Consider the following 26910-nt stretch of genomic DNA (forward strand, 5'->3'; position numbering starts at 1 on the left):
TGAAACCAAGGCCAGTAATTGGCTAGCTCTACATTGGTTGGCCTTTTGCGGCCTTCTGATGCGACATCTTAAACTTTGCACAACTTCAGTATTAAAGTACTGTAGTTATTCAGCAAACTACTTTAAAGGGCTTCATACTGGCTGCTACCAGTTCATTCCCTTTGTCATCTTCGACTAGTAATAAATGAACACCTTTCTCTTCAGCAATGGCCTTAACGGCTGCGATACCTCCACCTTTTTTTTCCACTGATGTGAGCTTACGTTGACTCATTGTATTCGATCCATTCCGTTACCCATCGGGTAGTATCTCGAGTGTTAGGAGTGTTCATGAATTTTTAGCTTTAACTAACTGAAAAACAATAACCTAAACATACTAAAATTTGACCAGAGTGCAGTTGGTAAGCTAACTTAGCATAATCTTAAACAGGCAACAATTTCTCATAGCTCCCATCTGAATTGAAAATAATAAGTAGGCTTCCCCCATTTCCCAATGCATGACGATGGGCACCCTCTTTCATCTTACGATCCGTAAAGGGTAATACCATATCCGTCCAGCGGCCTTTAATGACAGGTCGAGTATAAACACGGTCGCCAATAATTTGCTCTAAGCATTGATTCAATAAAGTTTTATCACCGATCGTTGGCTTAACGTTTCGATTTGAATCAGCGTCAAAAACCAGAATAATATCCCCCTCAAATGAGGCAAAGCGGTTAGGCGGGTTATCTTTATAGCTATCATCAATACTGGGTAAGAGCAACCAACACAATTTACCCTGTTCATTCTGGTACTCTCTTAACAGCACAATTCCCTTATCATTCAGCCAGTACTTACCGACACAGTTACGCATGAAGTTGATCAAGATCAGTCGCTTATTCTGATCGGTGTCTAGTTTTACTTGCTTGATCTGATCGCAAGGTGGAGGGTAGCCAGCTTGAGCTTGGGCGAAATGAGGGGCAAGTCCAAGGGGAAGCAAGTAGTACCAAGCTATGAAGTATTTCATGTAAGAAACTATTGTATAAGTGCCAATATGTTCGTCAAACATCTTGATCCACTATTTTTTCTGAACAAGTTTTTGAATAAGTCAATAATCTTATCCGCGAGCTGTACTCCTTCACCGAACAGAAAAGTTGATGGGCAAATTATAAAAGCAATCGACAGCTTGGCCATCCACTTTGCCGGGAAGCCAACTGGACATACTGGCCACCATTCTAATTGCTTCCGTATCGATCTCAGGGGACACCCCCTTTAAGACTTTCACCTGCTCAATGCCACCCTGTTTATTAATCAGGAATCGAATAAAAACCCGTCCAGCTAATCCCGCTGCTTGGGCTGCTTTGGGATACCGTAGATTCTCACTGATGTACTGACCTAGTCTACTCATCCCACCCGGAAATTCGGATTGCTGTTGGACAACGGTGTAAATTGGATGGTCAGGCGTTGAGCTAGAATCGGTTTGAACTGTTTAGGCCCGAAGAGGCAGCCAAAATAGAGCTATCACTACTGTAATAAGAACGGACGTAGGCATGTTAGGGGTGATTTTGTAAGTACCGCTATATTAATTAACCCTTAAATATACAAACAAATAGCAAAATAGTTAAAATAAAATCATCACTAGTGAGTAGCCAAAACTCGGCTTTTCATTCAATAGCTGCCCGCCAGAGCGGGACCCTCAACACAGTTATAAACCGAGAAGAAGCATCTCCATTAACGCCCGAATTATAGATACGCCCTCGTCTCAGGTGGGAGCGATTAAGGAGATTGAGTGTGCAGGTAGTAATTTCGTTTCGTTTAATGAAAAGATGGCAATAAGCCTCATCGATCCACCATGGAGGTTCGTAGCAATTCGGCAACTTCCCTTGCCTACACGCCCGCTGACAGCCCGCTTCCAGACGGCTTTACGCACGACTACCAGCGCCGTTACAACACATAGTTCAATTTGTAGTATATTCGACACCCAACCAATGATTCAGGGTCAAGGGTAACTACTCAACCTATGAAACGATCTAGCTTTACCCGTCTTTATCTCATCAGCCTAGGCTTCTGGTTGGTCAGCTGTCGAGAAGTGACCCTGTTGGACCGATCCTATAAGCGGCTCTACATCGACAATTTTACTACCCCAGTTCGCTCCCGATTAGCCGCTCGTGACAAATACCCTAGCAACATGACGCTTCGGATTACTGGAACGGTTAACCGGCCCGTCGCCCTGTCGGTTTATTACTTAGAAGCGGGGCAGCAGCGTTACCCCGCTTTGCAGGATACCTTAGCCGCGGGGACCCACACCGATCGGCAGCTGAGCCAAGATTTTTACTCGCGGGAGGAAGTTGAGCTACAAGTCACGGGCTTTCCAGGAACCACGGGTTCGCTTACGATGGAATGGTACTGTCAATAATGTGTGGAACTTTCTATGAACCGGTTTATTTTACTGGCAACGGGCTTAGTGATCTCGGGAGTACTTCGGGGGCAAAGCCCCCTCAAACGGTATTCAGCGCGCCTGGGTGTTGATCTGACGACTTTAGATGCGCCCGACGATATTAATCCTCGCTACATTGCCCGCCTGGCCAGGCATCTTCGCCAGGACCGCATCATCATAGCCGCTGAAGCTGGGTACATGCACATTACAACCACTAATCAATTATTCAATACCATTGATCCAGGCCCTAATCGGCGCGAGCGGTTCACTACAGAGCTAAGCGTGCTGGTCGATGCTTTATCCAGCCCGCATCACGCCTTGCGGCTATGTGGGGGCCTATCGGCCTGGTACCGACGTGATGACCTTTACCGGGGGGCGAGCACCCTTGGTGGAGGCAGTTACGCGATTGATCGGCGGCTACAACGTGGCTTGACCACTGGCTGGCACCTTGCGGCCGAATACGCTTGGCAGTTTGATGAGCGCTGGAGCGTGGATGGGCGCTTTCGGGTAAGTAGTCTTCAGGAAGCGGGTGTAAGTTCGGCCTTGGGTACGGGCATCAGTTATCACTTCTAATCGATGATTAGCCAAATAAGCCTTCTCTTAATAATCAGGGTTCGGTGAGATAGCTGGATACCCTACATTTATTCTTCTAACTTGATCAATGCTTGGCCACTTTTAGCATCATACGGTACCGAACTATGCTCGTGAATAATCAGCCAGTGGCCGTTCTGTTTGCTTAAGCAAACGGTTGATCGCCATCGCATATTAATCTCATCACCATTAGCTAGTGCCCCCTTGACATGATTAAACGAATAGCCAAAGCCGAGTTCGTCACTGGCAACGACGGATAGCTTTTCAATCGCGTAGGAAAAAGACCCTGGAAATTGAGACAGCCAACTTTCTAACCGTTCTCGACAAGCTTGTAGTCCTACTTTTTGTAGCGTGTTGACTACGTCAAATGAGACTACATCCGTCGAGTAGGAAGCCATTGCCCCATCAATATTCTTCTGCTGAACGGCCTGTTCCTGACCTCGAATGATTTGTTCAATCTGATCTTGGTTTGACATTGATCTAAAGGCTTGATTACCTGCTAATAACATGCCAGAATACGAATGGTTTGTCCTTTACTCTGCCAATGGTTGTATTTGATTTTCAATTAGAATCTATCCTACAGTCAGATTCATGATGGTTTTATTGTCTCAGGGAGGAGGGTTTTAAGAGACGTTTTTTTTAACTGTCAACGCCAACTAGCCGTTTGTGACCTTCCCAAAGAGACAAACCAAGAACAAGACCGTAAATCCAGCCCTAAAAGCCATACCGGGGTAAGGCCAGGCCGTTCAGTTGTTGATCAGCCTGGTCAGCCGAGGGCTTCAACAGATTGATCACCGTCTTGACCGCACGACTCGACAGTAAACCCGCCAGTTTATTGACGATCGCTACGCCCGTAGCACTGCTCGGATACAGCAGCTCAGGAACTCCCGGTGGCAGCCCTTGCACCGATTCGACATAAGGACGCATCAGCCCCTCGTAGCTCGAAAAAGCATCCTCGAAGCGTTGGTGGCGCGATAATTCACCCGCCAGCAGATACGCCCCCACCATGGCCAGGGTAACGCCCCGCCCCGTGATGGGGGAGGGACAATAAGCCGCGTCGCCAATCATGCCCAGACGACCCTTGAACCATTGAGGGGCTTTGATCTGGCCGATGCCATCGAAATACATTTCTTCCCCCTTTTCAATGGCCTCGCTAAGCCGAGAGGCTTCCCAACCGGCATCCGCTAATTTGCTTAGCACTAAGGATTTGTGATCCTGGGGGGCCAGCTTTTCAAAATCGGTTTGCGGATACAGAAACAGAACAGAGGCTCGGGTGGTGCCTTTGCTGTCCGAGCGAAGCAGGATGATCCGCGACTCATCGGCGGTGTACCAGCGGGCCCAGTTGGTATCGGTTGGGGCCCGGGGAATGGTTAGATAGGCCACACAGACCCCCAAATATTTGAAGACGGATTCATCCTCGAAGATTAGTTTTCGGGTTTTTGAGCGGATCCCATCGGCGGCAATGACCAAGTCATAGTGCTCACACTGGCCATCCGAAAAGGTAACGCTCACCTGCTGATCGTCTTGGTCTAGCCGCTCAATCTGGGCGTTGAATCGGTAGGTTACCTGCTGACGGGTGAGTTCATAGAGGATGTTGACCAGATCCCCCCGCAGAATCTCCATCTCATCGGTGATGCTGAGGGGGTGATCCCGGGGGAAAGCGGCCTCGATGTGGTTGTTTTTGTCAACCCACTGGATGCCCGCTTCGTTCGAGCTGACGGCCCGGATGGCGGGCTCAAGGCCCATCCAGCGGGCAATTTGGCGGGCGGGTCCGCTGGCATCGATACTTTGGCCACCGAGTCGCAGGGCGGGCGCTTTTTCGATAATTGTTACCTCGAAGCCATGTTTGTGGAGCCAATAGGCCAGGGTTGGTCCCGCAATACTGGCACCGGCAATGAGGATTCGCGCGTTTTGTTTGGTCATAGGGGGCAACCCATAATTTAGTTTTTGGTGCTGTGCGTAGAATGCGTCACCAATAGGGGTTTTCTAAGTATAACTACTTATAGGTACTTAAGTTTAGGAGTTGAGGCCAGCCCAGCTGGTGGTACATTAGAAGTCAGTGGTTGGCCGCTGTCGCTGGCTGTTAAGGCGACTCTGGCCTCAACCGGAGGGGGTGGTTTGAGTCGATGGGTTAGGCTTCTTCCTCCGAAGCCGATCAGCCAGAATCAATCGATCGTTTCAAGTAGGAGCGTTTTCGAGATGATTATTTTAAATGATGGTCAACGCCACTTAGTGCAAGTAAGCCTCGTCTATTGAATCGTTGTCAGGCCTTAGTTCGCTCAAAAACGTATTGCTTTTATCACACATCAGCAGCAACCTATATTTATCAAAAGTTGTGAGCTGGGGAACACGATCTACTAGCGAGAATCTAGGGTCGCTGGTAAGATGTATTCCTCCATCATCTTATCAACCTGCGCGTGAGCGTAGGGAGTGCCGAAAGCCGTTGCCGTGATCACAACCACTAACGGCTGATCCTTGAAAATGTAGATCTTGTTGCCCCCGTTGCCCGCACAATAGTAGGTTTCGTACAGTTTGTCATTAACATGGTACGTTCTATTCCAGAATAGGTAGCCATAATACTCGCCGGAGCGGCCAGGGATAGCTTTATGCCGAGTAAACGTCTTGTCAATCCAGACTTTGGGGATCAGTTGCTGGCCCTGCCAAGCCCCCCCGTTCTTGTACAACTGGCCATACTTAGCGAAATCCAGCGCGTTCATCCGAATACCACCCGCCGTGTTAGCTACCTTTTGGGGAGTATATTGCCATTTATACGCCGTAATGCCTAAAGGACCAAAGAGCTTCTGATCGGCATAGCGTTCCAGGCCGCCGGGTACCGTCTTGTCAAGAATGTCGCCTATTATCACAACCCCGGCGGTAAAATAGTGCCATTCGCCCGCTTTTCGAACTGAATCAACGGGTAAATCCAGGGCAAACTTGACCCAGTTCGGGGTGGGATACATGTTTTCCTCATTACCCGCCGACTCCCGCCGATCATCATCCCCCTCGAAGACTGAACTCATCGTCAGCAGCTCTTTCAGCGTGGTGTTGTCTTTTTGGGGCGAGTAGTGGTCAAAATCTTTCAAGCGGTAGAAATCCTTCAAGCCTTGCTGTTCGCTCATCAAATAGCCCTCCCCGATGGCGATGCCCGCTGCGGTAGAGGCAAACGACTTGCCAACCGAGCGCACATCGTGCAGCGTCTGGCGGTTAGCCCCGTTAAAATATTCCTCCATCAGCAACTGCCCGTTTTTGAGCACAACCACACTGGTAATGTCTTTGAAAACGGACGCATTAATCTTTCCCTTCAACGTTTTGATATGATCCACATCGATCTTATCTGAGGATATGGCTATGCCAGTATAGGGTGTCAGCGGGCTTAACTGAACCGTGGCCGGATCAATCACAGGGTCTAACTGAACATCCAAGACTAATTGGCCCTGGGCTATGATTGGCCCTACTTTTAGGGCAGGATCACTCAGAAAGGGACGCATTTCCAGGGTAAACGTATGCTTGCCTTCGGTCAGGGCCTGCTGGCCACCGTTGCGCAGAAACAGGGTCCAGATCGATTCCCCCCACTTGCGTTGCCGGGGATAGGCAACGAAGGGCTGGCGGAGTACGGTTTGGGTTTGTTTGGCGACTGCTTCAATATGATCCGGTGGCAGGTTGCCCGTATAAACCAGCTTGCGATCCACATAAAACGAAAATTGGTAGCTGCCCAAACCGATCCGCTCGGTTGCCGACTGTTGGGGAGCTAGCTTCGCCAAATAGTCGCTCAAAGGCTTCGCCAGAAAGGCGGTGATAAACAGTTCACTTTTTGGCGTTAGGGTGTAATCCGTTAGAAAGTCCGACGCTTGGTAATGGTCAAGGGGGATGTCACGGGCCGCAAACGTCAATTGGCCTTGATGAGCTTGGTGGACCGACGAGACAGGAGGATGATTGGTTGCCAACGCCAGGGTTTGTCCCCAAGCCGGTAGGATGCTGATGAGCACTAAATGGGTAAGCAGTAGCGAGCGAATCACGATTGAGCAGGTTGTTTGAATAGATTCATCAAACAAAAGTAGGAGTCAAGCCCGGCCCAAAATAGAATAAAATTAACATGGGTGCTTATCGGAGTAAATGACGGCGGTAGGCCAACGGCTTATCCCCACATAAAGCCTTGAAACAGCGGATAAAATGGCTCTGGTCGGCAAAGCCACACGCCAAGGCAATATCCGTCAAAGAGGTATGTTTTTGGGGCATCAGCGCCAGGGCGTGCTGAATCCGGATGGTTCGGATATACTGACTCAAGCTACAGTGGAAGTACTGCTCGAACGAGCGCGAGAGATGGACCGGATGAATGCCTACCGTTTGGGCTAAGGCGGGTAGGGTCCAGTTCTGGGTAGGCGTATCCTGTAAGACATCTCTAAGCTGGTTGACCCAAGCCGGTCGATTTCGGTCGGTGGCCTGCCCATCGCGGACCAGGCGGGAAACCACCTCAATCAACACCGATTGAATGGCTAAGGGCCGGGTTATATCGGTCACTTTTGACTCCATAAAGAGTTGATAGAACAACACTTTTAGCTGGGGATCGGCGAGATTCAGGCTACCCTGTACCCGATTTAGATCTAAATCGAAGCGGGTCAGCCATTGGGGTTCCAGTTCCAGGTGGAAGCCTCGGGTGAAGCCCGGGGGCTTTTTGTTGTAGTGAGCCTCCTGCCAGTGATGAAACAGTAGACTGCCCGCCGAGCAGTGATAGGTGTGTTGTTTGTTGCCTTCCAGCACGCCCCCTTCCAGAATAAAGGTGAAGTACGCGTTCTGATGATAATGCCAATCGACAAAATCATGGGTATACTCGGTATCCGTCAGCGTCAGTCCTTCAACCTGAATTAACGCACTGGTTTGGCCATAAAACTGACCGGTTGTCCGGTTGATCATGCTGGAGGACGAGTTGATGGGCTAATATAGCTAATTTTATTATCAGCCTTTTAGGGATGTGAGTCCCCGTGTGTGGCTCAACTTATAGCGATCGCATGGAATGAGCGTTTTGTGAAAATTTCAACTTTCGAGAGCTTGTTTATCATAATGTTTGATTGTCCAACAGGCTTAGGGTTCTATATGAAGAAAATCAAAGGGTTCTGGATAATGGACCATTCCCCTTACCTGAGTGCTATAAGCTGGTAAGCGGTAAGCCTGCCATACCGCTGGAGGTAAATCAAACGGCGGATTAATCCCTAAGGGATGGGCCGCTACAAAACCAAATCGGGGATAGTAAGAAGGAACGCCTTCTAAGATAACTAGTGGATACGGACTGGTTTTTAACCAAGTCAGGGCATGGAGCATCAAAGCAGAGCCAATATGTTGCCGTTGGAACTTAGGCAACACGCCTAAGGGTGAGAGCAGCGCCAGTTCGTGACCCGAGGTGATCCGAGCTCGACTAAACATCAGGTGTCCCACAATCCTATTCTCAACTTGAGCCACTAAGTTTAATTCCGTAATGAGGGAGTCCGAGGCCCGCAAGCGCCGAACCAATTCAGCCACTCTAGGATCGGGATCAAAGGCCGCTAAGGCTAGCGCTTCGGTGGCTTGGTGGTCGGAGCTTTGCTCCTGACGAACATGAATAGTAAGCGGGTCAATCATAGCGGACTTAACCTAACGAGCGATAAATAGTACTCCCTATAAAAGTACAAAATTCGGGTTGCTTATTTGGTCTCTTCAAACGCCCTTTTTCGAAGGCAATGTATGAACCTTTTCCTAGCGGATGAGCGCTTAGGACGACCCGCCAAAACAACGGGGCAACGTTTACGTTTCTTTTGAAGTAGCTCGGTAACGCGTTAGTAAGCGCACCAGCTCGTCGAGGTCAATGGGCTTGACCAGATGCGCATCGAAACCCGCTTCTTGGGCGCGCTGCTTGTCGTCAACCTGCCCATAGCCCGTGATGGCCACAAAAACCAAGGTTTGGCCCCACGTTTGCTGCCGGATCAGACGGGCCGTTTGGTAGCCGTCCAGCTCAGGCATGCCGATATCGCACAAAATAACGGTAGGCTCAAGAACAGCTGCCGCCTGAATCCCTTCCTGACCACTGGGGCGGCTGTGGACTTCATAGCCTTTTAGGGTCAACAGCATCGACAACGTCAAGGCCGCATCCGCGTTATCATCAATCACTAAAAAGCGATGCACTTGGGTTGGCGTGTCTGGGCTGGTGAGGGCCGTGGTAATCCCTTCGACGGCCTCTAAGAGCGGTAAACAGACAATGAACGTACTACCCTTTCCCAAGCCCGGACTCTGGGCTTCGATGCGTCCCCCGTGCAACTCGATCAAGCGTTTAGCCAACGTCAGGCCCACCCCCAGCCCCCCCTGCGAACGAGCCAGCGAATTGTCGCCCTGCACAAATAAGTCGAAAACCGTTTGTAGCTGATCCGGCTCTAGCCCAACGCCATTGTCGGCTATCGCCAAAACGGCCTCTCCATTTTGAGCCCGCAAGCTCACCCCTACTTGCCCATTCTCGCCCGTGTAGCGTACGTGTAGCGTAAGCCATTGGTGAGCAGATTGGTGAGGGCCTGGGTCAGCCGGGTGGCATCCCCCCGTAGAACCAGCGCCGATGGCCAAAAACTCGCGTGCAAGCCTTTGTGGCTAAGTTCATACTGGGGGCGTATGGCCTCAAGAACGTCCACTACCAGGTCTCTCAAGTCGAGCCGTTCCCAGCGCAGCTCAATCTTGCCCCGGCTGATGCGGCTCACGTCCAGCAAGTCATCGACCATGCGCACCAGATGATCGACCTGACGGTTCATCATGCTCACCGTTTGACTCGTCGTCGCATCGGCTTGGCCCGTCAGGCCCAGAATGGTCAGGCCGTTGCGCACGGTGGCCAGGGGGTTACGCAGCTCATGAGCTAGCATGGCCAAAAACTCATCTTTCCTTTGGTCCGCCTGGAGAAGGGCCTCCTGGGCCACTTTCCGATCGGTGATGTCGAACATGATTCCGCTCATGCGCACTGAGCGGCCCTGGTGCTGCTCGATCACCCGGCCGTAGCCACTCATCCAGCGCAGCACCCCATCGTCGCGAGTAATGCGAAACTTGGCATCAAACAAGCCTTGCTGCTCGACGGCCTTGGTTAACAAATTCGATACATACGGCCGATCCTGGGGATGAATATGATTTACAAAGGCCTCGGATGCTAAGGGACCGCTCTGGGGGGCATGCCAAAGAGCCGGAAGTGCTGCTCATTCCAGTACACCTGATCGGTCAGGATATGCCACTCCCAATTGGCCATCTGGACCGCTTCGATGGCCAGCCGGAAGCGCTGATCGGCTTCGCGCAGGGACTCTTGGGTTTTTGCTTGTTGGCTTGGTAGGGGTTGGCTACCGAACTGGCAAAGAATGGCTATCTGTGGGTGGTGAGCAGTCCCCAGGGGGAAGGCCAAGAGATCATAGCTGCCCCCCTCATGGGTTAAGTGGGTCAATGCTGTTCTCTGGTGAACGGGCTTATTGGTCTGAAGCACCTGGTCACCCAGTTCCCTCCAAGATTGCCCGTCCGGGGGTTGGAGTTGAGTGATCGTCTTGACCAGGGGGCTAGCGAGTCCGGTTTGTTCTTCAAAAAGGGGATTGACGTCCACGAATCGGTAATCGATTCGTGGGCTGGTTTCACTCGCTAGGGCTTCCAGCAGGCAGAAGCCCAGGGGCATGTGCTGGATGAGGGCTCGATACGGATGGGGGTCGGGGGGCTCACTGGGTTGATCGAGTGGATTCATAAAAAACAGGTCCTGTAGTAATGTCAACTAGCGGGATTCGAATAGGTTAGGCTAAGGGGTAAATAACGAGGCTGGGTACTCAAGGCTTGATGGATCAGGTAAAGCCGTATCGATCAATTGATCTGCTTAAATACTCTACTTAAGAACATATAGGTGAAATACATTCATCTCATGCAGGAGCGTTTCTTGAGAATTTGCATGGGTAGTAACTGTTAGCCGCTTTTGAATACGGCTGCTCTGGTTAAATCAGTAAAGCTTACCAAGCTATCGAGACCTATCAGAACAAATGTAGAAGATTTAAGGAGCTTCCCCGTCACTACAGATGTAGGCATCAATACGGATGGGGCGAAATACTATTTTTTAGCTGGCTATCCGTCGGTTTTTGACGGACGGTGATGGTATCTGCCTCGTCTATTTGAATCAAGCCCATGTCTTCGAATCCTTTCAACCAGCGCTGCATGGGCAACACATTCCATTTCTGCTGGTATCGCCTGGCGTTCTGGATAATCGAATTGAAATGGTTTACCGGTGGATCATGTTTATCGTGATACTGGTGTAATACGTAGTCGTGTACAAAGATCAGCTCGACACCCGCCCGATGAAACATCATGGCAAAATCGGTATCTTCTGCCCCATACCCTGTAAAAGATTCGTCAAAGCCACCAATCGTCTTAAACGTCTTTTTTTGAATAGCAAATATCAACGACCAGAATTGCAGATGATTAACCGGCTGGCCGACCGGTATGCGTTCCCGAGCAGGGTGTGGAACCGCTTTATGCTGTAGATCACCATAATTTCCTGTGTCTGGCACGATCGGCAGATACAAAGGATAAGCAGTAAGTATAGTTTCAGGCTTTAAACCCGTCAGCATACGGGCAAACAGGGTTGGCGAAACGATGCAGTCAACGTCTATAAAGATGATGTTGTCCGTTTTTGTAGCGGTAATTCCCTTATTTCGGGCTGCAGCGAGGGGCAGTTCATGGGTTTCGCTACTTACATGGATGCTCACGGGCAAACCCTCAGGAATGGTAATTCCGTCCGGGTCGTCCATACAAACGATTTGTATATCGTAGGGGAGGATCGTCGAGGCTTTTACCGCGTACAGAAGATTGGCTAATTGATTTCGCCTTCCTTTAACAATCGTTACCACACTGAATTTAGGCATACCAATCTCTTAGTTGATGCGCTATTGCTTCGGGTGCTGATGTATTCACCAGATTTTCGTACGAAGGGGTCAATACGTTCGCTTTTTGCCGTATGTTTTGCCACTGCTCAGGGCTGAACGTTTCCTGTGCTAACAGGGCAATCTGTTGATTCGCTAGCATAGTCGCATGGACCAGTTGCTCATCATAGGGTCTGGGCTCCGGAAGAAGGATCAACCGTTTATTAAGCGACAACAGTTCGGCAATGGTGTTTTGACCAGCGGCCGAAATCACGACGTCTCCGGTAATCGCTTCGCTGATGTCTTTAACCGGGCCGAGCAGTACACAGTTTTGCGCTAATTCGTAATCCAGCTTATTGCCGATAATCGTAAACGGTGTGTGCTGATCGTTCGTCATCGCTTGAAGCACCGATCTATCGTAATTATCGTAGCCTAGCAAAATTGTTATGTTATTTATAGTCAGGCTGTTGTCTGGCTTCGACCCACGGCCAGCATACTGTGACATATAGCCGCTGTAGTAGGTTTTGGCCGCAAATGGGTAGTATGCCTGTTCCAGCGAAGCCGGAAAATGAGCGACGATATGATCCGCCAGTTCATGCGCAAAGACCTGTGTCGGATCGTTCATAACATGTCCGGGCAGGTGCACCAACACGACGGGGACGCCCATGCCCCGAACCATGATGGCCAGCTCAGGAACACCGTCGCAGTAGAAAGCTCTGGGCCGGTAGCGCTCGATCGCTTCGGCCAGTGCTTTGGCCCGCCCGGCCGGTTCAATCGCGTACGGGGTCACTTCAAACGCTTTCGAAAACGTATGCACTGGTATGGCATAGCCCGCCGGGTATTTTGGCGGCAGCTCCAGCACGTCAACGTCGTGTTTTTGACGCAAATACTCCGTGACTTCGTTGTTCGTCGTTAGCGCGATAACCTTAAAAAAGACGGACAATGCCGGGTACAGCAGATTGAATGTTGCCCGATGGCCGTTACCGTGGGCATGTACGAAATAGAATATCGTTGGCTTCTTCATCAGATCCTGGCCGGTTGTATCACGCGTTCGTAAACGTTTACATACGCTGCCGACATGCTTGCCATATCGAATGAGGCTGCAAATTCCCGACACGCTTCCGGTTCCGACTGTCTGGCGATAAGTAGCGGCTTCAGCAGATCCCGCCAGTCCTGTGAGTCAACGGCTATGGATACGTTTTCGTGGCGCAGTTCCGGAGGAATGGCGGTCGTAAACCCGACTACGGGTAAACCGCTGGCCAGCATTTCCACCGTACTCAAGCCGAAGGGCTCCTCCCAGGTAGCGGTTGCCAGATAGGCCGAAGCACCTGCCGCCAGTTTACTTAATTGCTGCTGAGTGGCATGGGGTATATAGTCAATATGTTCATTTAACTGCGGCTGCACGTGATCACGGAAATAGTGGTTGTCAAATACGGGGCCGACAATCTTGAGTGGCTGTTTTAAATAAGTAGCCAGCTGGATCGCGGCTTCCACGTTCTTTTCTCTGGCAATTCGCCCGCTCCATAACAAATACCCGTCAGTCTTTCTTGCGTGTAAGGGCCATTTATGGAGCACTAGTCCATTTAAGATTACGTCTACATCACTGCCGAGTGCAGCCATCCACTGTTCGCCCATTCGATTTGAAATACCGATCGGTACGACTGGCGCATGCTTCATGAAAAATTTATACATCAGGACAAATTTCTCGGTTGGCGGCAGGTGCAGTGTGAGTACGCTTGGCGTTTTGACGAGTGCGCCGACGGCATAAATTTCGGGTATAAATGAATTGTAGTGGATGACGTCGTACCGACTAACGTCGAACAGTCCGTACTGTAGCGTCTGATAGTGCTGCTGGCCGAGCCATTCCGGACAGGCCCGGTACGAATCATCTTTCATGCTGAACGAGCTTTCACGAAATTCAATCACCTGAAACAGATTTATTTCGTCGGCATCTTTGGCTATGACATCAACGATATGCCCCAGGCGTACTAATTCGTTGGCGAGCTCGACGATGAATGCTTCCGTGCCGCCATTATACGGCTCACGCAGCGAGATGAACGGACCGGCAACCAGGAGTATCTTCATCGTACGTTCTCAAAATACGTTATGTATCGCTCAGCCATCGTTTTCAGCGAAAATGTTTCGGCGTGGCGCCTTACGTTGGCGCTCTCCAGTGGTATCGCAGCGACGATTGCTTTAGCGAGCGATTTCACGTTTTTCTGCTCAGCCACAACTCCGCTTTCCGCATTTACCAGTTCCCGAAAAGCACCGCGGTCAAACCCGGCTACCGGCACGCCCGACGACATGGCCTCGATGGTCGTGAGGCCAAACGGCTCTTCCCAGCGGACGGCATTGACCATAGCGGCTGCCCCTTCCAGGTGCATCCGTAGTTCAGTCTGGTTTAAATGACCAAGGTAGGTATCTGTTCCCGTCATGCGTGGCCTGATCTGGTCCTCAAAATACGTTTTATCATCGAGCGGTCCGGCAAACTTTACCGGCATGTTCAGCTCGTGGGCCGCGTCGATCACGATGTCCAGCCCTTTAGCGTGCACGATCCGGCCAAACCAGAACAGGTAGTGCCGGTTTTTACGGACCAGCGGCCACTCTGCCAGGTCGACACCGTTAGGAATGATGGTGGAGCCATTATGCAGGTAGGGCTGCCACGTAGCGTCAAACGATTGGGAAGGCACAACGAAATGAAGATTTTCGGAACCCGAGCAAAGCGTAATCGCTGCTTTTAATTTGCTGATGGGTGGCGTATGGATGGTTGTGACTACCGGCATCTGCGCCTTCATTCCCCATAGTATGGGTAATTCATGCGTCGAATTGTTATGAACGACATCAAAATCATGTTGCTCAATATCCGCCAGTATGGATAGGTATTCGTCGGTCTCATAGAGGTCGAATAGCCTGTCTTCCCGATGCGCATCGCCGTAAAATCCTTTCACATTCAGCTCAGGGTCGCTATCTGCATGGGCATACAGCGTGATGTGGTGACCGAGACGTATGTACGCTGTGCACAGTGCGTGGGTGAACGCTTCCAAGCCTCCTCGAAATGGCTCCGCTATCGGCAGTCTCGTTTTGGCTATAACCGCAATGTTCATAGGTCAGCGCTACGTTAAGGGTTGCGGTTGGTGAGCGGCCCCTGGTAATCCGCGGTCTTCCACAAGAATGGCTTTTTCACCAGTTTCTTGTTGCCGCAATACGGCTCTATAGAGCTTAACGTAGCTCGACGTCATGTGTTGAATATTCATGTTCGAAGCAAAGGCGGCACAGGTACCTGGACTGATCGTATGACTTTTTTCGACCAGCTCTACTAAGTCTTGCCAACGGAGCGACGCCGTCGTGGATACACTTTCATGCGCCCAACTGGGCGGAACAGCCGTATCAAATCCTACGACTGGCACACCGCTCGCCAGCATCTCCAGAGCTGCCAACCCAAACGGCTCCTGCCAGGTTGCCGTTGCCAGATAAGCAGACGCTTTTTTGGCCAGGCTGCTCAGTTCACGTTGCGTTACGTGACCAACATACTCAATTTGATTGTCCAGATACGGTTTAACCCGCTTATCAAAATAATGCTGGTCCGCAATTCGGCCAGCGATCTTCAGCGGCAGCTGCATGTGTTTTGCTACGCGAATGGCCGCTGCAACATTTTTCTCTTCGTTGATTCGGGCCGACCACAGCAGGTACTCACGGCCCCTGGAGCTGCTCGTCGGCCAAAGATTCATGTCTATGCCGTTGTGTATGAGTGGTATGTTTATACCAAGCGCCTGGTCCCATTCCCGTTTGACCCTTTCCGATATGGCAACGAATGTCATATCGCTTCGCCGGGAAAGTTCTTTATACACGGCTATTCGGTTTTTGTCCGCCGGTGAATGCAGCGTCAGAAACGAAGGTTTATTGAATGGCAAGCCTGCCCTTAACAGATGCGGATAAAACATGTTGTAGTGAATCACATCATAGGAGTCGACAGCCAGCTTTCTGAACTGACGCTTTTCCCTAAAGCGTTCAAAAAAATTAGGTTTATCGGTAGACGATCCAGGAAACGGATTGATAAGTGTGAATTCAGCGCCGGACGCTGCCTCGCCTGCAACAATACTTACCGTATGCCCTTCACCAACAAGCTGGCTGGCGAGTGAAACGATAAACGCTTCAATGCCGCTGTTATAGGGCTCTTTCAGGGATATGCCAGGACCTGACACAAGTAAAATATTCATAATAAAAGCAGCTCTGTTGGCCCCATACAGGTGTATGGATTAAAAGCAGGCCGATTCGGTTGATTGCGTGTTTTATGGTGTTTTGTTGGAAGTCCCGTTGGGTAGCGGGTCATTTGGTTTCCGTGTGGTTCCTAATTCGTGAACTGATTTGATGTCCGTGTATTGCCGGGTCGCTTCGGGTAAGCGGATGGTCCAGATCACGACGGCCGCCATGCTGAGGGCACCGAAGAAGAAAGGGGCTTTCATGCTTACTCCCGACAATAAACTGTTGACCAGCGCGGTGGCAAACGTAGCCATACCCCCCAACCCCTGAATGTTGCCGAACATTTCCCCTTGGCTATTGCCTTCTTTGATCATAACAGACAGGAGACTGCCGGTAATGCCCGTCAAGATAGAGACCGTTATAGCATCGACGCCTGCTACGACGTACAGCAACGTAACGGACGACTTCGAAAAAGCATAGAGCACCTGTAACACGACGCTCAGGGAGGCCAGAAACAGAATGACTTTGCGCTTGTTGACGCGTTGGGCGATGTACGTAAAGAAAATAAGGTTTGCCGCTACGGCCAGACCCCCGAAATACATAAAAAACTGAACCGTCTCGCGTGGCGTCATAATCAGACTGCTCTTGGTCAGGAAGGCGACGAAAAAGGCGTAATAGCCCATACCCAGGGTGGCCAGGATGTTTAACAGGAAGAGCGGTTTCAGGCCAGGCATCTCCTCATCGGCATCGGCCAGTTGTTTCCACAAGGACACAACTTTCAGGGCATTTCCTCCCTTCTGCGCAATCTCTTTGAAAGTAACGGGGTCGTGTTTAGGGCTGGTTTCCTTAAATAGAAACGCCAGGCATACGTTGACAATGCCAAGCGCGATCAGCAACGTTACGATGGGTAGCGGGCTCAGTCGGGCTTCACTAAAAACGAGCATAAGCCAACCGGCGCACATTGGTCCCAAAATTGTTCCAGAACCCACAACGAAGCTCATCAGACCTGCATACCTGAGCAGTTCATCTTTTTCGGTCAGGTCCGCTACGGATGAGCGCATCACGGAATACAATCCGTTGGTAGCCCCTTTGAAACAGCGGTTCGCGATATACCCCCAGGTTTGTACCGGTATCAACAGCAGCGTTGTAAGGGTTGAGGCAATGGTCGTTGCAATTGTTGCGGGCCGTCGGCCCCGTTTGTCGGACCAATAGCCGATGGCGGGTGAAAACGCAAGCTGGATACTCAGCATCAGGGCGGTACCCGCCGTTAGCATCACCGATTGGGCCGGTAGGTTGATGAGATAATCGGTTAGTAGGGGCCCTAATCCATTCGCTGCAATAACGTCGAGTAAAGCAATTGCAAAGATGATTCCGAGAGATGGTTTCTTTAACATTGAGTTTAGGGAAAAGGGCATGCACCTGGATCAATTAGCGGCTTTCTGTCACCCCAACCAAGCTGTAGACTAAATAACGGCTTACATACTTTCAGAATAGGCAGGCTGGGCAGGCTGTTCTTTTGTTTCCAGTTCGTTGATCTGCCTGTTCAGTTTGCCGATGTTTAACAGCAGCAGGCATACCCAGGCCAGTGCCATCAGCGCGGCAAACAACAGGAATGTGATCTCCCAGCTAAAATGCTCTTTAATCGGCCCGATGAACGTAGCGCCCACCATCGAACCGACGGCGCCGATGGTCATGTAAAATGTAAACTGACTGGCGGATACCAGCTTCGAGCAGCATTCCATCGCAACGGCATACACCCCGATCTTCGCAAAGGCGTTTAACCATCGGTAAGTGATAATAAACGCGTAGATAAATGTATCGTTTGTCCAGTAGGATTTCAGGACAACTAAAGCGGCTGTTATGGACATGATCAGTAAAAGATAAATGCTGATCATGCGCTTCTTCCCGAACCGTTCGATGAGGTAGCCTCCCAGCAACATCCCGCCAACGCCACCGATCAGGTCAGCGGTAGCAAAGGCTCTTGAATAGGAGACGTTGGTCCAGCCAGCTATTTTTACCGTAAAAAGGGGTAGCAAGGTCTCAAAATAGTTGTAGGAACCCTGCGTAATGAAAACCAGAACGGCAACCAGCAATGAATTTTTCAGCCGAAACAAACTCCACAACGCCCTGAGAATCGTCGACCAGCGGGTGATCTGCATTTTCTGAGTCGCTGTCGAAGGCTTTCCCGGTGTCCAGGGTACGATTTTTTCGCCTGGTTCTTCCCGCAGGAGAATCGGGACGACCGTCAGCAACCCGATCAGCAAGGCGAGCGCCAGCGTGGCGACTTTGAAATCGTAATGGTTTAGTAGCCAGCTTCCTCCGGCCAGTGACAGAGAACTGCCGATCATACGCGCGCCCCCCATAAATCCGTTCGCCCGCGCCTGCTCGTCGCCCGGAATCACGTCGACCGCCATCCCATCCGTAGCCGCATCCTGAATAGCCCCAAAGGCCGAAACCAGAAAAGCAGCCCCCATAAATAGCTGTAAGTTCGACAGCGGGTCGGGTACGAACGCCATAACCAGCAAGCTGGCCATCAGCCCCAATTGACCAAAAAGGACCCAGGGACGCTTTCGGCCCATCGGCAGGTAGGTATACCGGTCCATGAGTGGCGCGACCACAAACTTAAACGTCCAGGGCAGCGCGCAGGCCGTAGCAAAGGCCCCGATTTCGGTCGGCGTCTTATTCTGCATGGCCATCCAGGCAGGAATACCGACGAACAACATGCCCATATTCAGTCCTTCGGCAAAGTACAACGCGGTGAAATTGAAATACCGAACAAATGCCCGGTTAGAAAGGGCCGGAAACGGATGGCTAAGCGTCATGAGAAGTGGGGTAGCGGTTGGTTAATGAAGTGGGAACAGGAACTGTTTTTTTTCTGTCATCCCGACGCAGGAGGGATCTTCGGTGATTGCCGGAAAGGTTTCCTATTGCCAAAGATCCCTCCTGCGTCGGGATGGCAAAAAGTGCATTGACGAGGATCACCAATCCCCCCTTTCTAAAACACCGACACTTTCGTGAACTGATCAGGAAGAGGATTGGGTACGTTTGGGTTGGTGTTGATTTCGCCCTGCGGATAAATGAACCGCTGCGGTTTTTGCGTTCCGGTGTACAGCGGGATGGGTAGCTGTACCACCGGCGTTGCTTTGGCCAGCCGACGGTAATCGTTAAACGCTTCGTATTGCATCAGCAGCAGGACGTAACGCTGGCTGATAATCTCGTACAGTAAGGCGGTCTGAACGCTGGCTAAGCGGGTTGGATTCGCCAGACCGGTTGTACCAAAATCGTCCAGCGTATAGGCGTCGTATTTTCGCCCCGATGCCGGAAGGGATTTGCCGTTGACGTAACCCGTTGCCAGCCCCGCCCGAACCGTGTTGAGCGCGGCCAGGGCGTTGTCCGTGACCCCCAGGCGCGCCTGTGATTCGGCAATGATCAACTGATTTTCATAGTACGTGAGAATGGGGTGGGGGGCGCTGGCCGTGAACGCGCCGTCGACAGTGTTCGGGTCCAGGCTGCCGGTGGCTGTAATCCCCACCTTGATATAATGGTTGTAAAGCGCCGTTTCGTCGGTTTTTGTGTTGGCTGACTGGATCCGCGATTGTAACAGTTTGGGTAAGTATGCGCCGTCGAAACCGGTGTCGCCCGCCCGGTTGACCCGGAAGAAATCGTAATTCTGGTTTAAGTCTACGCCCAGGCTCGTACCGTGCGGAATCAGAGCGTCGCCCGCCGTGCTGCTGATGCCCTGGCTGGCGCTGGCAATGGCTTTGGCGTAGTCGCCGGTGTGCAGATACAGCCTGGCCTTTAAGGTATTGGCGGCTGCTTTCCACTTTGTTACGTCGCCTTTGTAGATAAAATCCTGCGTCGAAAAGGCCAGTCCTGTTGAGGCTGATAGATTTGAGATGGCGTTGTCGAGAGTGGTCTGGAGAGCTGCGTAAACGTCGGCCTGTTTATCGAACACGGGGGTAGGGTAGGTCACGTCGTTGAAAGCCTGGCTGTAGGGAACGTCCCCGTACAGGGCCGTTGCTTTGGCAATCACCAGCGCTTCCAGCACCTGTCCGACGCCCTTCGTCCATTTGTCGCCAACGGCGTCGGCTTTCGTTTGAATCAACCGGGCCTGGCTACCCACCGGATACAGCGGACTCCAGGTAAAACTCTGCGACGAAACGATGTACTGGGCAAACCCCTGATGCGCCCGCGACAGACCGTTCAGTTCTCCCGCCCATATCGAAGCAATGCGAACGTCGGTGTCTTCGTGCAGAAACGACACTCCCAGTAGCGTCCCCGCCAGCAACGTCGCCACGTCAACATCTGTCACCGCGTTGGGATTGCTCTGAATATTCGGCTCTACGAACAGACGCTGGCAACTGCTCAGTCCATTAATCGTTAGAAACGCAATAATTAATGTATAGGAAAACCATTTTTTCATGTTTGTCTTTGGAAGAGGTCACTAATAACTGATGCGTACCGAAAAGAGAATCGATTTCGTGTTAGGGTTGGTAAACCAGTCCTGCCCGCGCGACAGTCCTGCCCCCGTAATGTTCACCTCCGGATCGGTACCCGTGTACTTGGTCCAGAGAACCAGGTTACGGCCGGTCAGGCTGAAATCGACGTTAGAGAGGTGAGTGGTCCGACGGAAACCGGGACTGCGTAGGCTGTAGGTGAGTGTGATTTCGCGCAGCCGCGATACGCTCGCATCTTCGACGAACTGCTTATACGAGGCTGAGTTGGACGCCGAGCCCCGGCCCTGCCACCATGCCTGATTGATGGCTACCGGCCCCGCTCCGAAATCCCGGATCTGCCCCTGAAACGCCGTTCCTGCCGGAATAACCGTGCCGTTAACATCCTTCAGGCCACCCGCCGGGGCTACAACGGTATACCCCTGATCGGCATGGACGCCGAAGTTGTAAAGTGACCCGCGGGTGCCGTTAAAGAAATCGTTGCCCGCCACCCGGTCGAACAATACGTACAGCGACAATCCTTTGTTGCCAAACGTACTGCCTAATCCGCCCCGCCAGCGAGGGTTCGGATTCCCGATGATCTCGTTGCTGATACCCGCCTGCGGAAACCCATTGGCATCGAGCAGGTAATTGCCGGATTCATTTTTCCGGAAATCGGTCGAGTAAAAAATACCGAAGGGCTGGCCCGGAATCAGTGATGCGTTCTGCATGTAGCTGTCGGGCAGCGTGTACACCGACGCCCCCGCCAGCGACACTACGTTGTTGCGGTTCATGGAATAATTGGCAGACACATTCCAGCTAAAATTACCCTTGGGCAATAGGTCGGCGCTTACGTCCAGTTCCAGTCCTTTGTTCGACAGTTCGGCTGCGTTGCTGTTGCGAATCGTGTAGCCGGTTTCGTTGGGCACGTTCAGCGATAGGATAACGTCGCGGGTGTCATTGCTGTAGGCGGTGGCCGACAGGTTGATCCGGTTCTTGAGGAAGCGCAGATCGACCCCAATTTCGGCTTCGGTTTTCCGTTCGGGCCGCAGGAAATCGTTACCCGCCGTGGTGCTGCGGATGTAGCCTCCGCTGTACAGCGCGCTGGTACCGGTTACGCCCCTGGTGAACATATCCGCGAAGTTAGCCGGGCCGAACGTCGTGAAATTCAGGTAGGGCTGCGGCTGAATACCAACCTGTCCCCACGTAAGCCGCAGTTTCCCGAAGCTGAGCCACGAACTGTTCTCCAGCCCTTTCAACTGGCTAAACTGCCAGGCCAGCGCAGCCGAAGGAAAGAAGAAACTGGCGCTGGTTCTGGCCCCGAAGGTCGAGGCACTTTCGTTGCGGCCGGTGAGGGTCAGAAACAATTGGTTGTACGCCTGAAGTTCGGCCTGCGCGTAGTAGGCGTACGTACGGATGAGCGAATTGGTGTTTCCCGCTGTCAGGTTCGAGTTGAGCGCGTTGGTCAGAATATCGGGCGCCGTCGGTACGATCAGATTGGTAATCGCGTCCGATAGGGTGGCTCGTCGGCGACTGTTGTAATTACCCCCCAGCAACAGTGAACCGCTGAAATTATTGCTGAACGTCTTGCTGGCATTGGCAAAAACGTCGGTGTTGAACTGCTTCTCGGTGATCCAGTTTTTCGACAGGTACCCATTCAGTTGCAGGGCTGAATTGCGGGCGAAACGTTCCAGCCGGTTGTCTGTAAAATTGTCGATTCCGGTTCGACCCGTCACCGTCAGCCAGGATACAGGCGTGATGTCCAGTTCGATGTTGCCGGTCAGGCGGTCGACGTCGCTGGTATTGCGGTTGTTATTGATCGTCCAGATGGGGTTGGCATAAATGGTGCTCAAATCCTTACCCAGCGGATTCCGGTACGATACGTGTGCGTTGTTATAAACCTGTCCAGTCGGACTCGTGTATGTACCGGTGTAATAGCTGTTGTCAAAATCGGGTGGTGTTCGCAAGGCGCCTAACATAATCCCATCGACGTTGTCTCCCTCCTGCACCCGCGATGAGTAAATCTTGGCATACCCCACATTGGCCGATGCCCGAAACCAATCCGTAAACTGACTCGATACGTTCACGCGGGCAGTGTTGCGCTGGTAATCACTGTACGATTTGATGACGCCCTTCTGGGTCAGATTGGCATAACTGACCATGAAGTTGGTCCGGCTGTTGCCCCCGCTGAGGTTAAGGCTGTTGTCGGTAAAGTGGCCCGTCTGGAACGCATCGGTGGTGTGGTCGTAGGTATCCCGCGCATTTTTGCCCCCGTTCGGATTGGCGGCCGTTCCCGATGCGATGGCGTAACGCTGCGTGCCGTCGGGGAACGTAGTGAATCCCTGATAGCCGGATGCTTTCGGGTCGGTAATGTACGTATCGGGGCCACCCGTTCGGTCGGCAATGAGGTCGCCGAAGCTGTTTCGCTGGCCCTGCACGTACAGGCCACCCGATCCCTGGCCGTAGGTGTGCTGCAACGGCGGCATTTTGTTCACCCGGTCAACGGATACCGTCGATTTGAACGTAATGTTGATTTTACCCTTCGAATCCTTGCCTTTTTTCGTCGTGATGATGACCACCCCGTTGGCGGCCCGCGTACCCCACAAAGCCGCTGCCGAAGCCCCTTTCAGTACTTCCATCGTTTCGATGTCTTCGGGGTTGATGTCATTAATGCGCGACTGCTGCACGATCCCGTTCCCGGCGGCTGTGCCCAGATTATCGGTGGCATTGCTGACCGGAATCCCGTCTACGATGAATAGCGGCTGGGCGTTTCCGTTGATCGTATTCTGCCCACGAATCTGTATATACGCCCCCGCACCGGGGTCGCCCCCGTTTCGGGTAACTAGGACGCCCGATGCCTTGCCACTCAAACCTGTCAGCAGTCCAGTTTCGCCCGTTCGGGTAATGGCCGTCCCGTTGACTGTTGAAACCGATGAGGCAAACTTATCCCGTTCGGTCCGGGTCCCGATGGCTGTAATAATAACCTCGTTGAGGACTCTGGATTCTGTCCGCAGCTGGACGTCGAGGCTAGTGCGGCCGTTGATGGGTTGTTCAACGGTTTCCATCCCGATGGCCGAAAAGACCAGCGTATCGGCAGTGGAAGGCACGCTTAACGTGTAGGTGCCAGTTGCATTGGTAATAGTCCCGATTGACGTGCCTTTGACTGTGATATTGGCTCCGGAGAAACCTTCTAGGCTTCCTTCAACGGTAACGCTACCCCGAATTTGTCGATTCTGTGCCCACACTTGCCCACAATACGGTAAAAGTACGCATACGCTTATTAGTACTAGTTTACTCATGCTAATTAGTTGAAAACGTAAAGATTTGATCTGGACGCAGCTTGTCCGAAAGAAGACTGCACAACGGTCAAACAACAAGTGATGCCGCCTGTTAAAATGAAGAAGTGTTCAAGCTAAATGTTTCAGGAAATCTCTAAAGCAATTAGCTGACAAGTCAAGGATGTTCATGCATCGACTACCGAGAATAGGTAATTGCAGCCGAGACGCCAACGCGGGCAAAAATTATATACTAGCTTTTGCTTACTACTTAGCAATCGAAACCGCAAGAAGCGATGATTTCAGCCACTCGATTAGTCATGCAGTGACGGTGTTTTTTCTAAAATGCTCATTTTCTGAAGCAGATACATGAATGTTCTAATCGGCTCATGCAGAAATATTACATGAAACCCTGATTAAACTGGCTAATTAGCCAAGTTGTGTCCCCAAATTTGTCTTTACGTCAAATGGCATATATATTCGTGCCAAATAGCACTTATTATGGAGCTAGTTATTGAAACAGGTCGAGAGGATAGCGGCTTTGGCTTAGTCGAGCAGGCTCGCGCTGGTCTCAGTCGGCATAAGGCCGACGAAGTGGCTCAGTTGATTGGACTAACCGACAAAGAGATGGCCCCTATCCTTAATCTCTCGGAGCGTACCCTGCACCGACTTCGCCCCGAGGTACGGCTCGACAGCAATGCCTCTGAGCGGCTCCTGTTGCTGGAAGCCCTGATTCGCCATGGCCTAGACGTGTTCGATGAGCGAGCTGATGTGTTGAGCCGCTGGTTACGAGTGCCCCTGGCCGAACTCCACCGGCAAACCCCACTGGCTTTGTTAGACACGCTGGTTGGCTTTGGGATGGTCCATACCGTGCTGGGCCGCATTGAGCACGGCATCTACGCGTAACGTCAGCTATGAGCTATACTGTTTATCGCTTGATTAAAGAGCGGTTTTTAAGCACGCCCTTGTCAGCAGAAGGCGCCCGTTTGCATAGTGGCCGCTGGCATTCTGCTGGTCGGGGCATCCTCTACACTTCAGCCAGTCCTGAGTTGGCCTTGCTCGAACAAATGGTTCACTTGCCAACACTGCCTTATGAGGACCTGCCCCGGCTGATGCTACTTACGCTATCTGTTCCAGATAGTCGGCGAGTGCTCAGCCTGGAAGAGCTGCCGGTTAACTGGCGCAATGAAGCCAGCTTTACGGACAATCATCGTTATATGGCTAACTGGCTAGCCAATCCTGATGTGCTGATTATGGGTGTACCCTCAGCCGTAGTCGCCGAATCCTACAACTATCTCTTACATCCAGCTCATGGGTTGTTTCCTGAAATTGATGTTGTCAGCGCCAAGCCTTTCCCTATTGATCCTCGGCTCTGGCGCACCTCGTAACGCCATAGGATTATTGAAGCAGTCTTTTTATGAACGTTTCTTCGTCTGAGATAGTAGCAGTTTTTGAGAATCTTAAATTTTAGTAGATCGACTGACCTACTTCATTACGCACATTGGTAAACCAATGAAATCGATCTATTTGGGGTTAGCCACTCTAGGAACCCTGCTACCCCTGACCCAATTTTATGGATTTCTCACCGAGTATGGCCTTGATTTCGACCCTTTCTTTGAGCAACTCTTCGTTAATCACGTGTCCTCGTTTTTTGCCTGGGATGTGCTCATCTCCGCCCTCATCGTTCTGGTGTTGATTTAACAAGAACGGCACAAACAACCGATTGACTACTATTAGGTAGCCTACGTTAGCTTGTTTTTAGCGGGCGGTCGGGCTTACCGCTGTTTCTGTATCTGTGAGAAAGAAGCAGGATACGTTAGGAATGGTGATGACTAAGCAATGGCAGACCGCTACTGTCCGTTAGATCATCAGACTACTATTGAAAACAGGGTTAGCTAGTACATGTCTGGCTTTGCTGACCGCTGATGAAGCTTACTTTGTCTCAATTGGGAGCCTTATTTGAGATCGGTAAGGGCAGATCCAAATTGAGAAAATCACCAAAGTTCACACGCATTTCATCCCCTGGCGCCAGCCGCCGCAGCTCACCCCGTTGCTACCCATTCAACCTATCAATCGGCTGGCAAGTCGGCAGCCTCACCCAGTTAGGGTAAAAATGTATCCACTACCAGATCCGTCAGCTGATGGCTGGTCCAACCCGCCCACAAACTCTTTGCCTTCAGTACTGCCCAGGCCAGCAGCCCAGCCCCCAACCCAATGGCTATGCTCTTTTCGGTTAACCCATGAGCGAGGCCGAACACCACCGATGTCCACACCACGGCCCATAGTCTGGTCCAATAGCGAACGCAACAAGCCAACAGCAATCCGCGACAAATGATCTCTTCATACAGATTGGTAACCCCGTTGATGCCGTAGCGATACAGGTCAACTTTAGGACTAAATGTCTGTCCCATTGCAGCCACGATCAGTACGGGAATAGTGCCTAGGATTAGTCCGGCAATCAGTCCATATCTCAACGAAGCAAACCTATACCTGGTCGTCCCGCTCCATTGCTCACTATACTCCATGTGTAGCCCATACTTGCCAATCAGCAGCAGGCCAAGCGCTAAGGGTAGTAGCCCCACAAGCCCGTTCCCGTAATCATAAAACAGGAGGTGATTCAGCTTGTCGCCCAAGCCCAACCAAGGGACCACCACTTGACGAGTCACTTGAAAGCCATACAATCCAGCGAAGATGAAACCGCTTAAACCGAAGGGAATGTAGAATTGGTTTGTAAGCAGTTGCCTCCTACCGCCAACAAACCCCAGTAGCGCCAAAAGTAAGCAGATAATAGTCAGGATTAAATAGTCATTCATCCGGGCAATTTAGTAAAACTTGGCCTAGCCAGCCTCAGAACGGCAAGCAAGTAGGTTTGAGAGTAGTATCCAAGTGAGAAGAGGAATGAAAAAGGTGGGTGAGCTATCTGCATTTGGCGGGGACAACTTGTCACAAAGTGCGTAGCTTCGGAAAGTGTTCGTATTTAGTCGATGGCTAGGCCCGGTTTGAAAAGTAAAATAGGAACGCCCCCTCATCTCGTTTTGGGGAGCATTTGATGAGAATAGTTAATTGAAATAAGTCGGATAGTAGGAATTGACAGAATTCAACCTAGAAAAACGGA

Annotated in this window: 26 protein-coding genes and 2 pseudogenes; 5 read left to right on the plus strand and 23 right to left on the minus strand. The window is 51.4% G+C overall.

The genetic code is table 11. From position 1 onward, the window contains the following. Positions 1 to 109 precede the first annotated feature (109 nt). The 3 genes from IC230_RS33180 to IC230_RS33190 form a co-directional block, all read right to left on the minus strand. Complete coding sequence (locus IC230_RS33180) at positions 110 to 271, minus strand: hypothetical protein (RefSeq protein ID WP_191043386.1); 162 nt, start codon at positions 269 to 271, stop codon at positions 110 to 112. 148 nt (positions 272 to 419) lie between these two features. Next, the gene (locus IC230_RS33185) at positions 420 to 1043 is read right to left on the minus strand and encodes a hypothetical protein (RefSeq protein ID WP_191043387.1); all 624 of its coding nucleotides are present in this window, start codon (positions 1041 to 1043) and stop codon (positions 420 to 422) included. Positions 1044 to 1112: 69 nt separating this feature from the next. Further along, positions 1113 to 1382 (minus strand): energy transducer TonB, encoded by a 270-nt coding sequence (locus tag IC230_RS33190; RefSeq protein WP_191043388.1) that lies wholly within the window; start codon positions 1380 to 1382, stop codon positions 1113 to 1115. A 612-nt stretch (positions 1383 to 1994) separates the two neighbouring features. Here IC230_RS33190 and IC230_RS33195 point away from each other — a divergent pair. Together IC230_RS33195 and IC230_RS33200 are read left to right on the plus strand one after the other, a co-directional pair. Continuing rightward, positions 1995 to 2390 carry a hypothetical protein gene (locus IC230_RS33195; RefSeq protein ID WP_191043389.1) on the plus strand — a complete coding sequence of 132 codons (396 nt, stop codon included), beginning with the start codon at positions 1995 to 1997 and terminating at the stop codon, positions 2388 to 2390. Between the two features lie 15 nt (positions 2391 to 2405). Beyond that, positions 2406 to 2984: a hypothetical protein gene (locus IC230_RS33200; protein ID WP_191043390.1), complete on the plus strand. Its 579-nt coding sequence runs from the start codon at positions 2406 to 2408 to the stop codon at positions 2982 to 2984. Positions 2985 to 3052: 68 nt separating this feature from the next. Here the strand turns inward: IC230_RS33200 and IC230_RS33205 are convergent, their stop codons facing one another. The 19 genes and pseudogenes from IC230_RS33205 to IC230_RS33285 all read right to left on the minus strand — a co-directional run bounded on the left by IC230_RS33205 (position 3053) and on the right by IC230_RS33285 (position 23819). Next, positions 3053 to 3478: a YybH family protein gene (locus IC230_RS33205; protein WP_191043391.1), complete on the minus strand. Its 426-nt coding sequence runs from the start codon at positions 3476 to 3478 to the stop codon at positions 3053 to 3055. A 238-nt stretch (positions 3479 to 3716) separates the two neighbouring features. After that, the gene (locus tag IC230_RS33210; RefSeq protein WP_191043392.1) at positions 3717 to 4925 is read right to left on the minus strand and encodes an FAD-dependent monooxygenase; all 1209 of its coding nucleotides are present in this window, start codon (positions 4923 to 4925) and stop codon (positions 3717 to 3719) included. Between the two features lie 434 nt (positions 4926 to 5359). After that, positions 5360 to 7018, minus strand: coding sequence for a serine hydrolase domain-containing protein (locus IC230_RS33215; protein WP_317171897.1), 1659 nt, complete (start codon positions 7016 to 7018; stop codon positions 5360 to 5362). Between the two features lie 85 nt (positions 7019 to 7103). Next, entirely contained in the window at positions 7104 to 7913 is an 810-nt protein-coding gene (locus IC230_RS33220) for a helix-turn-helix transcriptional regulator (RefSeq protein WP_191043393.1), read from the minus strand. A 168-nt stretch (positions 7914 to 8081) separates the two neighbouring features. Further along, the gene (locus IC230_RS33225; protein ID WP_191043394.1) at positions 8082 to 8615 is read right to left on the minus strand and encodes a GNAT family N-acetyltransferase; all 534 of its coding nucleotides are present in this window, start codon (positions 8613 to 8615) and stop codon (positions 8082 to 8084) included. A gap of 162 nt (positions 8616 to 8777) precedes the next feature. After that, on the minus strand, positions 8778 to 9458 hold the full coding sequence (locus IC230_RS33230) for a hybrid sensor histidine kinase/response regulator (protein ID WP_191043395.1): 681 nt from the start codon (positions 9456 to 9458) through the stop codon (positions 8778 to 8780). An 8-nt stretch (positions 9459 to 9466) separates the two neighbouring features. After that, a complete protein-coding gene (locus IC230_RS33235) occupies positions 9467 to 9928 on the minus strand; it encodes a sensor histidine kinase (RefSeq protein WP_317171898.1) in 462 nt (153 codons plus the stop codon). Continuing rightward, positions 9923 to 10135, minus strand: a pseudogene (locus IC230_RS34550) (PAS domain-containing protein); the annotation flags it as partial. The gene IC230_RS33235 and the pseudogene IC230_RS34550, both read right to left, overlap by 6 nt. A gap of 17 nt (positions 10136 to 10152) precedes the next feature. Continuing rightward, positions 10153 to 10437, minus strand: a complete 285-nt coding sequence (locus tag IC230_RS34390) for a hypothetical protein (RefSeq protein ID WP_223861032.1) — start codon at positions 10435 to 10437, stop codon at positions 10153 to 10155. A gap of 63 nt (positions 10438 to 10500) precedes the next feature. Then, a pseudogene (locus IC230_RS34905) lies at positions 10501 to 10725 on the minus strand (hypothetical protein); the annotation flags it as partial. A 331-nt stretch (positions 10726 to 11056) separates the two neighbouring features. Next, complete coding sequence (locus IC230_RS33245; RefSeq protein WP_191043398.1) at positions 11057 to 11890, minus strand: glycosyltransferase family 2 protein; 834 nt, start codon at positions 11888 to 11890, stop codon at positions 11057 to 11059. Then, on the minus strand, positions 11883 to 12911 hold the full coding sequence (locus IC230_RS33250) for a glycosyltransferase (protein WP_191043399.1): 1029 nt from the start codon (positions 12909 to 12911) through the stop codon (positions 11883 to 11885). The genes IC230_RS33245 and IC230_RS33250 overlap by 8 nt, the downstream gene beginning before the upstream one ends. Then, positions 12911 to 13972, minus strand: coding sequence for a glycosyltransferase (locus IC230_RS33255; protein ID WP_191043400.1), 1062 nt, complete (start codon positions 13970 to 13972; stop codon positions 12911 to 12913). Before IC230_RS33255 ends, IC230_RS33250 begins: the two co-directional genes overlap by 1 nt. Then, positions 13969 to 14991, minus strand: a complete 1023-nt coding sequence (locus tag IC230_RS33260; protein ID WP_191043401.1) for a glycosyltransferase — start codon at positions 14989 to 14991, stop codon at positions 13969 to 13971. Before IC230_RS33260 ends, IC230_RS33255 begins: the two co-directional genes overlap by 4 nt. Before the next feature lie 9 nt (positions 14992 to 15000). Further along, positions 15001 to 16104 carry a glycosyltransferase gene (locus IC230_RS33265; RefSeq protein ID WP_191043402.1) on the minus strand — a complete coding sequence of 368 codons (1104 nt, stop codon included), beginning with the start codon at positions 16102 to 16104 and terminating at the stop codon, positions 15001 to 15003. Between the two features lie 72 nt (positions 16105 to 16176). Beyond that, the gene (locus IC230_RS33270) at positions 16177 to 17481 is read right to left on the minus strand and encodes an MFS transporter (protein ID WP_191043403.1); all 1305 of its coding nucleotides are present in this window, start codon (positions 17479 to 17481) and stop codon (positions 16177 to 16179) included. 81 nt (positions 17482 to 17562) lie between these two features. Next, positions 17563 to 18909 carry an MFS transporter gene (locus IC230_RS33275; RefSeq protein ID WP_191043404.1) on the minus strand — a complete coding sequence of 449 codons (1347 nt, stop codon included), beginning with the start codon at positions 18907 to 18909 and terminating at the stop codon, positions 17563 to 17565. A 173-nt stretch (positions 18910 to 19082) separates the two neighbouring features. Further along, positions 19083 to 20510 carry a SusD/RagB family nutrient-binding outer membrane lipoprotein gene (locus tag IC230_RS33280; protein ID WP_191043405.1) on the minus strand — a complete coding sequence of 476 codons (1428 nt, stop codon included), beginning with the start codon at positions 20508 to 20510 and terminating at the stop codon, positions 19083 to 19085. Positions 20511 to 20531: 21 nt separating this feature from the next. Continuing rightward, positions 20532 to 23819, minus strand: coding sequence for a SusC/RagA family TonB-linked outer membrane protein (locus IC230_RS33285; RefSeq protein WP_191043406.1), 3288 nt, complete (start codon positions 23817 to 23819; stop codon positions 20532 to 20534). A gap of 477 nt (positions 23820 to 24296) precedes the next feature. Between IC230_RS33285 and parS the strand changes: the two genes are divergently transcribed. The 3 genes from parS (at position 24297) to IC230_RS33300 (ending at position 25496) form a co-directional block, all read left to right on the plus strand. Then, positions 24297 to 24701, plus strand: coding sequence for a type II RES/Xre toxin-antitoxin system antitoxin (parS, locus tag IC230_RS33290; RefSeq protein ID WP_191043407.1), 405 nt, complete (start codon positions 24297 to 24299; stop codon positions 24699 to 24701). 8 nt (positions 24702 to 24709) lie between these two features. Beyond that, a complete protein-coding gene (locus IC230_RS33295) occupies positions 24710 to 25183 on the plus strand; it encodes an RES family NAD+ phosphorylase (RefSeq protein WP_191043408.1) in 474 nt (157 codons plus the stop codon). Positions 25184 to 25307: 124 nt separating this feature from the next. Next, a complete protein-coding gene (locus tag IC230_RS33300) occupies positions 25308 to 25496 on the plus strand; it encodes a DUF2834 domain-containing protein (RefSeq protein ID WP_191043409.1) in 189 nt (62 codons plus the stop codon). A 401-nt stretch (positions 25497 to 25897) separates the two neighbouring features. On the opposite strand, the gene IC230_RS33305 is transcribed toward IC230_RS33300, so the two are convergent. After that, positions 25898 to 26608, minus strand: a complete 711-nt coding sequence (locus tag IC230_RS33305; RefSeq protein ID WP_191043410.1) for a CPBP family intramembrane glutamic endopeptidase — start codon at positions 26606 to 26608, stop codon at positions 25898 to 25900. Positions 26609 to 26910 lie beyond the last annotated feature (302 nt).

The sequence above is a fragment of the Spirosoma validum genome (assembly GCF_014699035.1).
GTDB lineage: Bacteria > Bacteroidota > Bacteroidia > Cytophagales > Spirosomataceae > Spirosoma > Spirosoma validum.